Raw genomic sequence first — 14970 nt, forward strand, 5'->3', positions numbered from 1 at the left:
CCCGCCGCTGTTCCGTTCGCCCCTCCCCCCGGGCGTGGGGTGTGGGGGCGGCCGGGGTGCGCCGCCACCCCCACTTTCGGGACATCTGACGTCCCGAAAGTGGCTTTCGCGACACCGAGGGCGATGGGAGGCAAGCGGCAGAACACGCGCGCGTGATAAGGCAAGCGGCAGAACACGCGCGCGTGATGAGGCGCCGCACACTCGAGTGCGGTGTCGAGTCACGCGAGTCACGCCCCGGATCGTCACTCGCGAGGCACGCCGCTAAGGCTTCCGGCCCACCCCGGCGTACGGCAGCGAGTTGATCTCCGGATCGTTCGACATGTCACCGGCGCCCTGGGGGTTCCACATCGCGCAGCCGACGACGCCGGGCTCGACGACGTCGAAGCCGTCGAAGAACGAAAGCACCTGGTCGTGGGTCCGGGGGATGGGGTCGTTCTGGGTGCTCTTGTACGCCTCGATGGCCTCGTCGAGTCCACTCGAGTCCGCGTCGGCGGCGACGTGCGAGAGGGCGAGGAAGCTGCCGGGGGCGATGCGTTCCCGGTACCGGGCCAGGATCGCGTGCGGATCCCAGGAGTCCGGCACGAAATGCAGCAGCAGCAACATGAACAGCCCGATCGGCTGGTCGAGGTCCAGCAGTTCCCGGGTTTCGGGCGCGTCGAGGATGTCGTTGGCGTCGCGCAGGTCGGCCTGGATCGCCGCGCACCGGTCGTTGCCGCGTAGCAGCAGTTGGGCGTGCGCCACGGCGACCGACTCGCGGTCGACGTAGACCACCCGGCACGTCGGGTCGATCTGCTGGACGATCTCGTGGAGGTTCCCGACGGTCGGGATCCCGGAGCCGATGTCGAGGAACTGCCGCACCCCCGCCTCCACCATGTGCAGCGCGGCGCGGCGCAGGAAGGCGCGGTTGAGCCGGGCCGCGTCGCGGATGCCCGGCATGATCTTCAGGATCTGTTCGCCCAGGTCACGGTCGGCCTGGAAGTTGTGATCGCCGTTGAGCCAGTAGTCGTAGACCCGGGCGGGATTCGGCACCGTCGTGTCGACCTCGGGAGGTACCCAGCTCAGGTTCGAAGTCACCGTGGTCGCCGCCGTTCGGTTGGGAATCCGTTGGGGCACAGGAGTCTATCCGGTCTCGGTGAAGCGCCTGCCATCGTCCGATCGTGTGGATGTGCGGCGGCGGAACCCCGTCGGCGGCCACCCGGTCCTAAGGTGACCGGGTTCAGCGTCCAGGCACCGGGAGACGAGCACGATGGCACCACCTCCGGACGTCGCTGTCGCACCGGGCCGCTGGCCGCTGCTCGGGCACACCGTGCCGATGCTGCGTGACCCGCTGAAACTGCTGTCGTCACTGCGATCCCACGGCGACGTCGTCCGCCTCGACTTCGGTCCGATGCCGGTCTATCTCGTCACCACCCCGGAACTGGCCTGGCGGCTGCTCGCCGTCGACGCGGGGAAGTTCGACAAGGGCATCGTGTTCGACAAGATGCGGCCGTTGTTCGGCGACGGGCTCGCGACCTCCAACGGCGCCTTCAACCAGCGGCAACGGCGGATGATGCTGCCCGCCTTCCAGCGAAGCCGCATCGCGCTCTACGCCGAGACGACGATGACGAAGCTCGCCGCCGACCTGGCCGATTCGTGGAAACCCGGTGAAGTGGTCGAATTCGACCGCCGGATGCAGGACCTCGCGCTGACCATCTCCGGGCGCACGCTGTTCTCGACCGAACTCGGCGACGAAGTGCTCGCGGAGATCCAGCGGTCGATCCCGATCATGCTGAAGTACGTCATGGTCCGGGCGTTCTCGCCGAAGTTCGTGGAACGGCTGCCGATCCCCGCGAACCGCGAGTTCGACGCCGCGGCCGCGCGGCTCCGGCGGGTTATCGGCGACGCCGTCCTCAAGGCACGCGAGAAGGGCGGTGATCAGGGCGATCTGCTGTCGATGTTGTTGCTGGCCAAGGACGACGAGACCGGTGAGAAGATGACCGACCGTCAGGTGGAGGACGAGGTCATCACGATCCTCACCACCGGCGCCGAGACCACCGCCGTCGCGCTGGCCTGGTTCTTCCACGAGATCGGGGCGCGGCCGGACATCGAGCGCAGGTTCTACGCCGAGGTCGACGAGGTGCTGGACGGCGGCCCCGCGCGGTTCGAGCACCTGTCGCGGTTGGTCTACACGCACCGGATCGTCAACGAGGTCGTCCGCCGGACCCCGCCGGTGATCCTGATGCGGCGCGCGCGGGAGGACGTCGAACTAGGCGGTGTGCGGATCCCCGCCGGTACCGAGGTCGCGGTCAGCCAGCACACGCTGCATCGCGATCCGCGCTGGTTTCCCGTTCCCGAGCGGTTCGACCCGGATCGCTGGGAGCCCGAGCGTGCCGCCGGACTGCCGAAGGGCGCCTTCATCCCGTTCGGCGCCGGCGCCCGGTTGTGCCCGGGACATCAGTTCGCTCCGACCGAGATCGCTTTGGTCGCGGCGACGATCGGCGCGCGATGGCGGCTGGAGCCGGTACCAGGGGTGAAGGTCTTTCCCAAGATCAAAGCGACGATGCAGCCGAACCGGTTGCCGATGACCGTGGTGCCGCGAACCTCAGCCTGACGGTGAGCGTTCGGTTACCAGGTGTAGGGTTCGTGCTCCTTCCGAGCGTTCCGATTCCGGAGAGGGTTCTGTGAGAATGCCGCTCAAACTGGCCACCGCGGTGGCCGCGTGCTGCGCGCTCCTCGGTGGTTTCCTGGTGGCCGCCCCGGCGGCGGCCGTCGAAATCCGGTGCACCGACGTGGATCTGCCGGTCACCGGACCGCTCGGCGAGCCCGCCACGGTGCACGGCCGGTTCTGCCTGCCCGGCGGCCCGACGCCCGACGCCGTCCAGCTCCTGGTGCACGGCGGCACCTACAACAGCGCCTACTGGGACCTGCCCTACGACCCGGATCGCTATTCGTACCAGCGAGACATGGCCAAGCACGGCTACGCGACCTTCGCGGCGGATCAGCTCGGTTCGGGCGGGAGCAGCAAACCGCCCAGTCTCCCGCTCCTGCTGCCGGCGCTCGCGCGCTCGATGCACGAGGTGGTCGGTCACCTGCGCGCGGGACGGGTCGGCGGCACCGCCTTCCGGAAGGTCGTGATCGTCGGGCATTCGGTCGGTTCCGGCATCGTCGCGGCCGAGGCGTCGACGTACCAGGACGTGGACGGCGTGATCCTCACCGGCATCACGCATCTGCCTTCGGTGCCCGCCTTGACCCTCGGCGTGCTCTTCGGTCTGCAGCCCGCGTTCGCGGACGACCGGCTCGGTTCGCTCGGCAGTGATCCGCTTTATTTCACGACGAAACCGGGGGCGCGCGCCGGGCTGTTCTACGCGAAGGAAGATTCCGACCAGCAGGTCATCGACGCCGACGAGGCGACCAAGGATCAGGTTTCGGTCCCGGGAATGGGGACCGTCGCGGTGTTCGGGATCATTCTGCCCGCGACGAAAGGGATCCGGGTACCCGTTTTCCAGGCGGTCGGGGAGAAGGACATCCTGTTCTGCGGTTTGTTCGCGCTCCGGGACTGTTCGAGCGGGGAGACGCTGCGTCCGGCGGAAGCTCCGTACTACGGGCCCGGGGCCGAACTTTCCACGTATGTTCTGCCCGGTGCCGGACATTCGCTGGCACTGCACCGCAACGCGTCGCTCTATCGGGACGCCACACGCGATTGGCTGAGGGATAAGGTCGGTGTTGCGGTACCGTAGCGTTACCACCCGATTGGGTGGCCGGTAAACCGTGAGTAAGGCCAGGGAATCGTGGAGGATGTTCCTCCACCACGGAATGCGAAAACGACCACAGGACCGGCGGACGTGACTGTCCCACTTCCGAACGGCGATGAGTTCTCCGTATCGCCGGACGCCCCGGAGAGAACTGCATCCTCCGCATCTCCGAAGCGGAAGAACGCCGCGCCGACCAGGGCCACGCTTGCCCGCAAATGGGCGTACCTGGTCACCGGAACGGCGTATCTTCCGTACACCCATGCCCAGATCGAAGAGCATTTCTCCGCTCTGCTGGACGAGGTCTTCGCGGCGATGCTGAGCGACGACGCCGAGCCCGCGCAGGCCACCGAGGCCGGCGCGCGGCTCGTTGCGCTCAGGTGCGTCGGGCCGGACAGCCTCCGCCGCACGATGGAGGTACTCGGCAAGGGGCTCCTGCACGAACCGGAGTTGCGGAGCGTGAGGTCGCTCCCCGAACGGGTGTTGCAGGTACTGGGCGCGCTCGCGTCCGGCTACGGCGAAGCGCTGCGCGAGAGCATCCAGACGCAGCAAGAAGATCTGAGCCGGACGCTGGTCACCCTCGAACGCGAGACGCGGCGCGAGCTGGTGCTCACGCAGGCGCGCTTCGAGCAGCTGTTCGCCGGGTCGAAGACCGGGGTGGCCGTCACCAGGGTGGACGGCCGCGTGCAGCGGGTGAACCCGGCGTTCGCCGACATGCTGAACCGGCCCGTCGCCGATCTGAGCGGGCTCAACCTCTACGACCTGGTCCATCCGGAAGACGCCGACGGCCTGCGCGAGGGCTACCGGAAGCTGCTCGACGGCGAGAGCCATCGGCTCGAGCTGACGCGAAGACTCGTCACCGACGACGAGGAGCCGACGTGGGCGGGGTTCACCGGCGCCGTCATCCGCGATCCGGCGGGTGAAGCCCAGCAGCTGATCACCCTGGTCGACGGCGACACCGACGTCTCCCTGCTCCAGCGGCAGCTGAGCCGTCAGGCTCTGCACGATCCGCTGACCGGCCTGCCGAACCGGCAGTTCTTCGGCACCCGCCTGGAGCGGGCGCTGCGGCACGCGGACCCGTCGTTCGGCGTCACGGTCTACCACCTCGACCTCGACGGGTTCTCCCTGATCGCGGCCGGTCTCGGCCAGAAACAGAGCGACGACCTGCTGAAGAACGTCGCCGCGAAGCTGCGGGCCGTCGTGGGCGGCGAGGACGCGCTCATCGCCAGGATCGGCGGGGACGAGTTCGGCATCCTCATCCAGAACACCGCCACCAGCCCGGACGTCGCCACCGTCATCGGCATGATCAACCAGGAGCTGTCCGAACCGGTCTACCTCGAAGGCGGCAGCGGGGTCGCGGTCTCGGCGTGCGTCGGGGTCGTCCACCGGCCGCCCCGCGACATCGCGCCGAACGAGCTGCTGCGCGTCTCCGACATGACGCTGCGCCGGGCGCAGGTCAACGGCTACCGGCAGTGGGCGCTGTCCGACTCCGCCCTCGACACCAGGGAACGGCACGAGTTCGGCTTGGCCGTCTCCATGGCGGGTGCCTGGGAGACCGGCGAGATCGAGGTCCACTTCCGGCCGCTGACCTGGCTCGAAGACAGCAAGCCCGCGGGCATCGAGGCGCGGCTCGCGTGGAACCATCCGCGCCACGGCCGGATCGGGCACGACACCTGCGTCCGCTTCGCCGACGAAACCGGTCTCATCATCCCGCTCGGCGAATGGCTCATCCGCACCGCGTGCGAGGAATCGGACGCCAGGCTCCCGATGGTCGTGAGCCTGACGCCGCACCAGGCCGCCGATCCCGACCTCGTCGGGTCGGTGCGGAACGTGCTCACCGCGACCGGGCTCGGGCCGTCCCGGCTGCGGCTGGGTTTTCCGGCCGGCGCCGTGCTCGCCGAACTCGGGGAGACCGTCGACAACCTGCACCTCCTCGCCGAGATCGGGGTCGACGCCGAATTGCAGGACTTCGGCGTGGCCGGTGACGTCGTCTGCCTCGTGGACGTGCCCGTGCGGACGGTCCGGATCGCGCCCCGGCTCGCGGAGCGGCGGACGGAACCCCTGGCGGAACGTGCGCTGCGGAACCTCATCGAGACCGCGAACATCGCGGGCGCGACGGTGATCGCGGACGGGATCGATTCGACCGGCGACGCCGGATGGTGGAAGTCGGCCGGTGCCCACATCGGGGCCGGCCGCTACTTCGGTTAGGCCATTCGCCGCACCGGAGGGCGCTAAGTTACCCGAGGGTTGACGTGCGCGGGCTGATTGGGCAACATCCCAGATCCCGTACCGCACCTCGGAGGCAGGCACATGCAGGTAGGCCCGAGGCGTGGTGGGCGTTTCACCGCGCCCGTCGTCGTCCTGAGCCTGTTGCTGGTGATCGCGCTCGGTGCCTGGTGGGGCGTCGACTACCTCCGCGCCCGGTTGGCGGGCAACGATTGTGACGCCCTGACGCCGGTCCGGATCACCGCCGCGCCCGATGTCGCCCCGGTGCTCACGCGGCTCGCGACGACCGTGCCGCAGGAGGAATGCTTCAGCGTCGACGTGACCGCGAGCGAGTCGGCCAAGACCGCCGACCTGCTCGGGACCACCACCTCCGGCGGACCCGACGTCTGGGTCCCCGAGTCGAGCACGATGTTGTCGCAGGCCAGGGACGCCGGGGCGTGGAATCTGCCCGAATCCGGTCAGTCGGTGGCGAATTCCCCGGTGGTGCTGGGACTTCCCGACGAGACCGCGCGGCGCTTCGGCTGGCCGGGGAAAACCCCCGGCTGGCAGGAGGTCCTCGACGGCTCCCCGGTCGGGATGCCGGATCCGGCGCGGGATCCGCTGGGTGTCGCCACGCTGCTCGGACTGCGGAAGCTGACCGAGAAGGCGCCCGATCCCGCGGCGGCTTTCACCGCCGCCTTGCGGAAACTGAATCCGGCGCCCGGTCAGTTCCCGGCCGCTTTCCCGGTGACCGAACAGTCCGTCCTCGCCCGGAATCTCGTGGCAGCGTACCCGGGTGTCCCGGCGCAGGGGTTCGACTACCCGTATGTCGTGCTGCCCAAGGCTTCGGAGGCGTCAAGAGGTGCGGCGGAACGTTTTCTGCGGCTGCTGCTCGACCCGCTCGCCGCCGCGACCTTCTCCGACGCGGGATTCCGCGCGCCCACCGGCCAGTTCGCCGTTCCGCGGGCGCGGGACAGCCGGACGGACCCGGCGCCGCGTCCGCCGGGGCCTCCGCCCGTGACGGATCTGTACGCCGCGTTGCAGGCCTGGGCGGGGACGAACCTGAGCGCCCGGGTCCAGGTGCTGCTCGACGTCTCCGGTTCGATGGCCGCCGCCGTGCCGGGGACGGGGAAAAGCCGGATGGAACTCACCCTGCAGGCCGCGACGCAGGGCCTCGGGCTGTTCAAACCCACCACGGAACTGGGGTTGTGGCTGTTTTCGACCAAATTGGACGGTGACAAGGACTACCGGGTCCTGTTGCCGATGAAGACGATCGCCGAGCAGACGGCCTCGGGTGGTGTCGAACAGTTGCAGGCGGTGCGGCCGAAAGCGGGCGGGGCGACCGGGCTCTACGATTCGATCCTCGCCGCGTACCAGAACGCCAGGCAGAACTGGAAACCCGGCCGGATCAACCTGGTCGTCGTCCTCACCGACGGACGCAACGAGGACGACGACACGATCGGGCTGCCGCGGTTGCTTCAAGAGCTGGGCGAACTCCAGGACCCGCGGAAACCGTTGCCGGTCATCGGGATCGGCATCGGACCGGACATCGACGCGTCCGAACTCCGGCAGGTTTCGGCCGCCACCGGCGGGGAATCGTTCACCACCCCCGATCCGCGGAAGATCTCGGACGTCTTCTACCAGGCGCTGAGCAAGATCATGTGCCAGCCGCCGACCTGCAAGAATTGAGGCCAGCCTTGGTTGTCCCGGGGAAGAGACCTGCGCCGGTCACGATCGCCGCGATCGTCGCCGGCGTGATCCCGTTCGTCCTGCACGGATGGGCGGCGCTGCGCGGCAGCCTCGCGCAAGACGATTTCGTCATCACCTACCACGCCGCGAAGTCCGGCCCGTTCGACCTCGGCTACTTCTTCCAGGACTACCACGGACACTTGGCGCCGGGCGGATTCCTGCTCGCGGATCTGCTGACCGCGTGGGCTCCGCTGAACTTCGCCGTGCTGATGGCGCCGGTCCTGGTGATGCAGGCGGCGGCCTCGGCGCTGTTGTGGTCGGTCCTGGTGCGCTGTTTCGGGCGCCGCTGGGGGATCCTCGTCCCGTTCACGCTGTTCACGACGTCGACCTTGCTGCTCGTCCCGACATTGTGGTGGGCGTACGCGATTCAGCTCGCGCCCGTCCTCCTGGCCGCCACCGCCGCCCTGCACGCGCACGTGCGATACCTCGCCGACGGCGGCCGCTGGGCGATCGCCACCGTGGCCTGGACCGTCTTCGGCCTGGCGTTCTACGAGAAAGCGGTGTTCATCCCGGTGCTGGTCGCCGGGATCACCGTGCTGCTCGGTGTTTCCCTGCGTCGCCATCTCGTGCTCATGGGCGTCTTCGTCGTCGTCCTCGCCGGCTACGCCGCCGCGTTCCTGGCGCTGACCACGAGCCAGGTCGGGCAGGGCGGCGGCCCGGTCACCGTCGGCACGGTCGCGGACCTGACCGGCCGGATGCTCGGCGACACCTTGGTGCCGGGACTGGCGGGAGGTCCTTGGTCAGGCCCGGGGCCCGGTGCGACGTTCGCGGCTTCCCCTGTCGTGGTGCGGGTTCTGCTGCTGCTCGTGGCCGTCGCGGTGCTGGTGCTCGGGATCCGCGTGGGTGGGGTCCGGGCGCGGAAGGCGTGGGTGCTGCTGGCGCTGGTGTTCGCGGCGGACGTCGGGCTTTCGGCGGCCACGCGGCTCACCGAGGTCGGTCCCGAACTGGGCAGCGATCCTCGCTATGTCGCCGATCTGACGCTCGTCGCCGCGCTGTGTCTCGCTTTCGCCTTCCTGGAACCGAAACCGTTCGACCGGCCTTCGGAGCCCGTGCCGTCGACGGCGAAACGTCCGCTCGCCCTGGCGTTGTGTCTTGCCCTGATCGCGAGTTCGGCCGTGGGTTTCTCCCGCCTGGCGCCGGGATTGCGGTTCGAGCACTCCCGGGAGTTCCTCGCCAACGCGCGGGCGTCGATCGACCGGGATCCCGATCTCGTCCTGTACGACACGACGGTGCCGAACGACATCCTGCACGGCTGGTTCGGCGAGAACGCCCGCGCCTCAAGGGTCGTGGGCCTCATTCCGGGCTTCCGGTTCGACCAGCCGACCGGCCGGATCTCTCTTCTGGACGATTCCGGCACCGCGAAGACGATCACCGGCGTGGAATCGATTTCCCGCGGCCTGCCCGGTCCCGTGACGGGCTGCGGGTACGCCGTCGGCGAGCAGCTCGTCCGGGTTCCGCTGGACGCACCCGTTCTCGGCCGCCATCTCCTGAGGATCGACTACTTCACCTCGGACGGCGGTGAGGGTGTCGTGGATCGGGACGGAACGCGCGTGCCGGTGTGGTTCCAGCCCGGTCTGCACACGATGTACCTGCCGATCGAGGGCCTGTTCGACAAGGTGGGCTTCCAGTTGTCCGCCAAGGGGGCTCCCGTCTGCCTCGCGAAGATCGACGTCGGGAGGCCGCTCACTCAGTAAGGGTCGTACGGGCTGTCGTGGCCGAAGATCTTCGCCACGGGCGCCAAACGCAGCCGCAGCAGGATCTTGATCCCGACGTTGCGCAGGAACCACGGCAGCTGGGCGAGCACGCGCAGCCTGTCCTTGGCCGACGGCGGGGTGAGCCTGAACCTCGCCATCGACGTCGCGCGGTCGAGATAGGTGTAGCGCCGTCCGAAGAGGACTTTCGCGATCGTGCCCAGGGTGACACCGATCGAGGAAAAGCAGTCGTGGACCAGGATTTCCTTACCGTCGTCCAGGTTCGTCGACCAGCGCAGGTCGTCGGTGTAGGTCCAGTAGTCGTGTTTGCCGTCGATGTAGAGCAACTGGATCGGACGGTCCCAGCGAGGCCGCAGTTTCGTGCTGTACTCCGCCACGAGTTCCACGACGTCCTCGACGCCCGCCTTCTTCAGATTGGCCTCGAACCGTTGGCGGGTCGGGGATCCGCCGAACAGCCGTCCGTCGACGAACGGGTCGACCGCGACCACCCGCGCGCCGACCGTGCGGGCGGCACTGGCGAGCACGATCGTCGAACGGCCCTGATGGCTGCCGATTTCGACGATCAGATCGCCCTTTTCCAGCCGGGACGCCGCGTTCCACAAGGACAGGCCCTGATCCCGCGTCATCCAGCCCTTGACGGGTTCGGCGAGCGACCACGCTTCTGCGAAACCGTCTGTCATAGGCGCATAGTAGCCACGTTTCCGCCTAGTATCTACCGGATGGTAACCCCCGGCGCCCTCGCGAAGAAGCCGAGCACGTGGATCGTGCTGGCGCTGACGGTACTGTCCTTTTTGCAGCGTCCTGGCAGGACGACGTTCGACACCAAACTCGACCTCGCCGTGGATCCGCTGGCGTTCCTCGGCCGCGCGCTGCACCTGTGGAATCCCCAGGCGACGGCGGGGGAGTTGCAGAACCAGGCGTACGGCTACCTGTTCCCGATGGGGCCGTTCTTCGCGGTGTGCCAGGCCGTCGGGATACCGGTGTGGATCGCGCAGCGGCTGTGGTGCGCGATCCTGCTGTCGGTGGCGTTCGGGGGCGCGCTGCTGGTGGCCCGCGCGCTGAAAATGGGGAACGAACGGACTCGGCTGATCGGAGCAGTCGGTTACGCCCTCGCGCCGAGGATGGTCACCGAAATCGGTTCGCTGTCCTCGGAAATGCTTCCCGCCGTCCTGCTGCCGTGGGTGCTGCTGCCGCTGATCCTCGCCGATCGGATCGGCTCGCCGCGTCGCGCCGCCGGACTGTCCGCGCTGGCCGTGCTGTGCATGGGCGGGATCAACGGCGCGATGGTCGTGATGGCGCTCGTCCTGCCCGGTTTGTGGCTGCTGACCCGGAAATGGCGGAGCACGCACGTCGAACTCGTCATCTGGTGGTTCGTCTTCGTCGCCGGTGTGATGCTGTGGTGGATCCTGCCGCTGGTGCTGCTCGGCCAGTACAGCCTGCCGTTCCTGGACTACATCGAATCCGCGACGAACACCACGGCGCCGATGTCGTTGTTCGAGGTGCTGCGGGGCACGAACCAGTGGGTCGCCTACGTCGTCCAGGGGACGCCGTGGTGGCCGTCGGGCTGGGCGCTGATCGACAATCCCGTGCTGATGGCGGCCACCGGGATGGTGGCCGCGGTCGGGTTGTTCGGCCTCGCGTGGCGCGGTCTGCCGGAGCGGCGGTTCCTGGTGCTCGGCGTCCTGGCCGGGTTGACGCTGCTGACCGTCGGCTATGTCGGGACGCTCGACAGCCCGCTGGCGGAACCCGTGCGGCATCTGCTCGACGGACCGCTCGCGCCACTGCGGAACGTGCACAAGTTCGAGCCGGTGCTGAGGCTCCCGCTGATGCTGGCGTTCGTCCACGGCATCACGAGCGCCGCGCCGGCACTGCGCCGCCATCTGCGGCCGGCGCTGGGCGCGCTGCTGGTCGTGGTGATGGCGGCGCCGGTGTGGCTGCTCACGTTGCGGCCGGGGCCTGGCTGGGACGAGGTGCCCGGGTACTGGTACGACGCGATGGGGTACGTCGCCAAGACCGACGCGACGGCGCGCACGCTGCTGCTGCCCGCGACCGGGTTCGGCGAGTACGACTGGGGCCGCACGGTGGACGAACCGGCGCAGGCCATCGCGGACAGCCCGTGGGCCGTGCGCAACCAGGTCCCGTTGGGGTCTGAGGGCAACACTCGCCTGATGGACTCGGTCGACGCGGCACTGGCCGACGGCAGAGGCGATCCCGGGCTCGCCGCCCTGCTCGCGCGTTCGGGCTACCGGTTCCTGCTGCTGCGCGGGGACATCGACCGCGCCAAGGTCGGTGCCCCCGACTTCACGACGTTGCGCGCCGGGCTGGCGGGTTCACCGGGGATCGAGAAATCGGCCCAGTTCGGGCCTTTGGAGATCTTCGAGGTGAAACGGCCGGTTCCGCTGGTCACCGCGACGTCCACGAAGGACGTGCCGACGGTGAGCGGCGGCCCGGAGAACCTGCTGCCGCTGATGAACTCCGGGCAACTCGATCCCGGCACGCCGACGGTGCTGACCGGGGACGGCGGTTCGCCGACCGGACCGAGACTGGTCACCGACGGGCTGCGCCGCGCCGAACGCAACGTCGGCGGGGTGCGCGACAATCTGAGCCAGACGCTGACCGCCGGGGAGTCGCCGCGACAGCAACGAGCGGCGCTGGACGTCCTGCCGTTCCCGGGCGAGCAGCACCAGACCGTGGCCGCTTACCGGGGGATCCGTTCGGTGACCGCGTCGACGGCGGCGTCGTTCGCGGACGCTTTCGGCGGTTCGGATCCCAGTCGTCAGCCGTTCGCCGCGCTCGACGGGGATCCGCGCACCGCTTGGCATTCCTCGAGTTTCACCGGTCCGATCGGGGAATGGCTCGAAGTCGAACTGGACACCCCGCGGCTGGTGAACACGGTCGATCTCGCGATGGTCGACGACATCCGCGTCGGCTGGCCGCCGACCCGGATCCGGATCACCACGGACAACGGTTCCGTCGATCACCAGGTCGTCCGGGGCGAGGGAGCGCACACCTACCCGGCGCCGGCGGGAGTGACGCGCAAGGTGCGGATCACGCTGCTGTCGCTCGTGGTCGGCAGGCAGGACGGGAACGTCGGGATCTCGGAGCTGAAGATCCCGGGCGCCGAACCGCAACGCGCTCTCGAAGTCCCGGCGGATCTGGGGCCGGGCACCGCGCCGGGGTTCGCGTTCACCCGGGGCCAGCAGCCGAGGTACGCGTGCGTGCCGGACGACGGGCACGTCCGGTGCGACGCGTCCGCCGCCCGCGACGGCGAGGAACCGGACGGGATCCGTCGGTTGTTCTCGACGACGTCGCAGAGCGCCTACGAGTTCGGCGGTACCGTGCTGCCCGCCGGAGGTGGCCGCGTTCCGGTGACGCTTCCCGGCGTGCAGGTGTCGGCGACTTCGCAACTGGGCGGCGACCCGGCTGCGAGCGCGTTCGCCGCCGTGGACGGGAATCCCGCGACGGCCTGGCAACCCGACATCACCGATCTGCGGCCGGCGATGACCCTGGACTGGGCGAAACCGCAGACGATCTCCGGGATCCGCGTCGCTGCCGATTCGCGCGCGCCCAAGCGGGTGGAACTGACCACACCGACGTCGAGCCGCTCCGTCGAACTCGACGCTTCCGGCGCGGCCACCTTCCCGCCTCTGGACACTTCACAGCTGAAGATCGCGTTCGCCGGACTCGACGACGACCAGCGGACCCGGAACTCGCTGGGAATCGAGAGCCTTTCCCTGACCGGCGCCGAACTTCCCGCTCCCGCCACGGAGTTCACGCTGCCGTGCGGATCGGGTCCGAACGTCCGGCTGGACGGCCTCGGCTACGACACCTCCGTGCGCGGCACCCTCGCCGATTTCACCGCGCACCGGCCGTTGAAGCTGTCCGCGTGCCCCGACTCCCAGGGCGGCGTCGAGCTGGCCGCGGGCGGACACGAACTGCGCACCGACCGGTCCGAGTCCTTTGTGGTCCAGGACCTGTGGCTCAAGCCCGCCGGTGTTGTGCGGGCTCCCGCCGGACATCGCGCCGTCACCGTGGATTCCTGGGAGGCGACGTCCCGATCGGTCACCGTCGCGGGTGGCGACGAGTCCGTCCTGGCCGTCCCGGAGAACGCCAACGCGGGCTGGACCGCTTCGCTGAACGGGACCCCGCTGGTGAAGACGCGCGTCGACGGCTGGCAGCAGGCGTGGATCCTGCCCGCCGGTTCGGGCGGTGTCGTGCAGCTGGAGTTCACCCCGGACTGGAAGTACCGGTCGGGCCTGCTGATCGGCGCCGTCGCGATCCTGGCGGTGCTGATCGGCGTGCTGTGGCCGGTCCGCCGTCGCCGCGTGTCCTCCGAGCCCGGCTCGGGGCGGGTGGTCCCGGTGGTGCTCATCGGGCTGCTGGCCGTCCTGGGCGGGATGCTGCCGATCGTCCTGCTGATCGCCGTCCTGCTGGCCCGCCAATTCAGCGAACGCGCGCCGCGGTATCTCGCTTTCGGCGGGATGGTCGTGGGGACGCTCTTCGCGGTCGTGGGGCGGCTGCTGGGGCACGGTCAGGAGTGGGCCTACGGGCCGGTGACGCAGGCTTCGCTGCTGCTGGCCGCGGCGGCGATGGTGGCGATGTGCGTGCCCTGGTTCGCGGGGCGGTCACCTGAGACGGACGTCGGGACGAGGTCGTAGTCGCGCGCTGTCCAGCGCCGCCCGGAGTTCGGCCACGACCTGGCCGGGCTCCGAGCGCAGGCGTGAGGGCAGCGTCTGGAGAACGACGATCCCGGCCGCGGCATAGCGGGCGTTGCGGGCGAGTGTGTCGCGGAAGCCGTCGTCGCCCGCGTGGTAGCCGAGGGAATCGATTTCCCACGCGAAAGCGAGCTCGTCGCACCAGCCGTCCGGTTGCGCGATGTAGTTGCCGTTCGCGTCGAAGATCTTGACGTTCCATCGGCACTCGGGAAGGTCGGACCGCTGCCACAGGTTCCATGCGTCGGCTTCGGCGACCGAACGGGCGCCGCCGAGGATCGGGACAAGGGCGCTTCGCAGGCTGCTTCCCCGGCGAACTTCGTCGAGTTCGTCGGCGAGGGCCCGCGGCAGGCAGAAACCTCGCTGGACGGACTCGGCCATCATCGCCGTCACGCCGTCTCTGTCCAGTGTTCTCCGAGCCGCGTCGATCACCGCCCGAGGGACCGGGGCGGTCGGGATACCGGACCTTACGCGTGCTCTCGGCAAGCGGCGCGATCGCTCGATGTGGGCGAATCCGCTGTCGGCGACCGACCGTTCCGCGGGAACGAGAACGTGGACCTCTTCGGCGTCCGGAAGGTTGCGTAGCCCGTATCGCTCCAAGGCGCGCACCCCTGTCAGGATCGAGTCTTCACCGGCGTGGAGAAGCGCGGCTTGGATTTTCTGTTCGTCCGCCGGCTCGCCGTTCCGGAGCAGCACGACGCCGGGCAGCAACATCCGCCAGGCCCCGCCGGGCTCGCAGCGTCGCGAGATCGTGCTGCGTGCCATGCCGATGGCTTCGAGTTGCTTCGCCGCGATCACCGGCGAACCGGTGGTGATCAGCGGGTGGCGCGCCCAGTCTCCTCTTCGCACCGACGCAGCATGGAA

General features: G+C 69.2%; 9 protein-coding genes. 6 read left to right on the forward strand and 3 right to left on the reverse strand.

Going from position 1 to position 14970, the window contains the following annotated elements:
* Window positions 1-261: 261 nt before the first annotated feature.
* The gene (locus AB0N89_RS29705) at window positions 262-1074 is read right to left on the reverse strand and encodes an SAM-dependent methyltransferase (protein ID WP_364211046.1); all 813 of its coding nucleotides are present in this window, start codon (window positions 1072-1074) and stop codon (window positions 262-264) included.
* A gap of 172 nt (window positions 1075-1246) precedes the next feature.
* Here AB0N89_RS29705 and AB0N89_RS29710 point away from each other — a divergent pair, with 172 nt between their 5' ends.
* The 5 genes from AB0N89_RS29710 to AB0N89_RS29730 all read left to right on the forward strand — a co-directional run bounded on the left by AB0N89_RS29710 (window position 1247) and on the right by AB0N89_RS29730 (window position 9376).
* Window positions 1247-2590, forward strand: coding sequence for a cytochrome P450 (locus tag AB0N89_RS29710; protein WP_364211049.1), 1344 nt, complete (start codon window positions 1247-1249; stop codon window positions 2588-2590).
* A 76-nt stretch (window positions 2591-2666) separates the two neighbouring features.
* A complete protein-coding gene (locus AB0N89_RS29715; protein WP_364211052.1) occupies window positions 2667-3716 on the forward strand; it encodes an alpha/beta hydrolase in 1050 nt (349 codons plus the stop codon).
* Window positions 3717-3821: 105 nt separating this feature from the next.
* Entirely contained in the window at window positions 3822-5936 is a 2115-nt protein-coding gene (locus AB0N89_RS29720) for an EAL domain-containing protein (protein WP_364211055.1), read from the forward strand.
* A 102-nt stretch (window positions 5937-6038) separates the two neighbouring features.
* The gene (locus AB0N89_RS29725) at window positions 6039-7622 is read left to right on the forward strand and encodes a substrate-binding and VWA domain-containing protein (RefSeq protein WP_364211058.1); all 1584 of its coding nucleotides are present in this window, start codon (window positions 6039-6041) and stop codon (window positions 7620-7622) included.
* Window positions 7623-7630: 8 nt separating this feature from the next.
* Window positions 7631-9376: a hypothetical protein gene (locus AB0N89_RS29730; RefSeq protein WP_364211061.1), complete on the forward strand. Its 1746-nt coding sequence runs from the start codon at window positions 7631-7633 to the stop codon at window positions 9374-9376.
* On the opposite strand, the gene AB0N89_RS29735 is transcribed toward AB0N89_RS29730, so the two are convergent.
* The gene (locus AB0N89_RS29735; RefSeq protein ID WP_364211064.1) at window positions 9370-10074 is read right to left on the reverse strand and encodes a class I SAM-dependent methyltransferase; all 705 of its coding nucleotides are present in this window, start codon (window positions 10072-10074) and stop codon (window positions 9370-9372) included. The genes AB0N89_RS29730 and AB0N89_RS29735 overlap by 7 nt on opposite strands.
* Window positions 10075-10113: 39 nt before the next feature.
* Here AB0N89_RS29735 and AB0N89_RS29740 point away from each other — a divergent pair, with 39 nt between their 5' ends.
* A complete protein-coding gene (locus AB0N89_RS29740; protein ID WP_364211066.1) occupies window positions 10114-14052 on the forward strand; it encodes an alpha-(1->3)-arabinofuranosyltransferase in 3939 nt (1312 codons plus the stop codon).
* Here AB0N89_RS29740 and AB0N89_RS29745 read toward each other — a convergent pair.
* Complete coding sequence (locus AB0N89_RS29745; RefSeq protein WP_364211069.1) at window positions 14020-14955, reverse strand: hypothetical protein; 936 nt, start codon at window positions 14953-14955, stop codon at window positions 14020-14022. The two genes, AB0N89_RS29740 and AB0N89_RS29745, sit on opposite strands and share 33 nt — an antisense overlap.
* Window positions 14956-14970: the final 15 nt, after the last annotated feature.

The sequence above is a fragment of the Amycolatopsis sp. NPDC089917 genome (genome assembly GCF_040684635.1).
Classification (GTDB): Bacteria; Actinomycetota; Actinomycetes; order Mycobacteriales; family Pseudonocardiaceae; genus Amycolatopsis.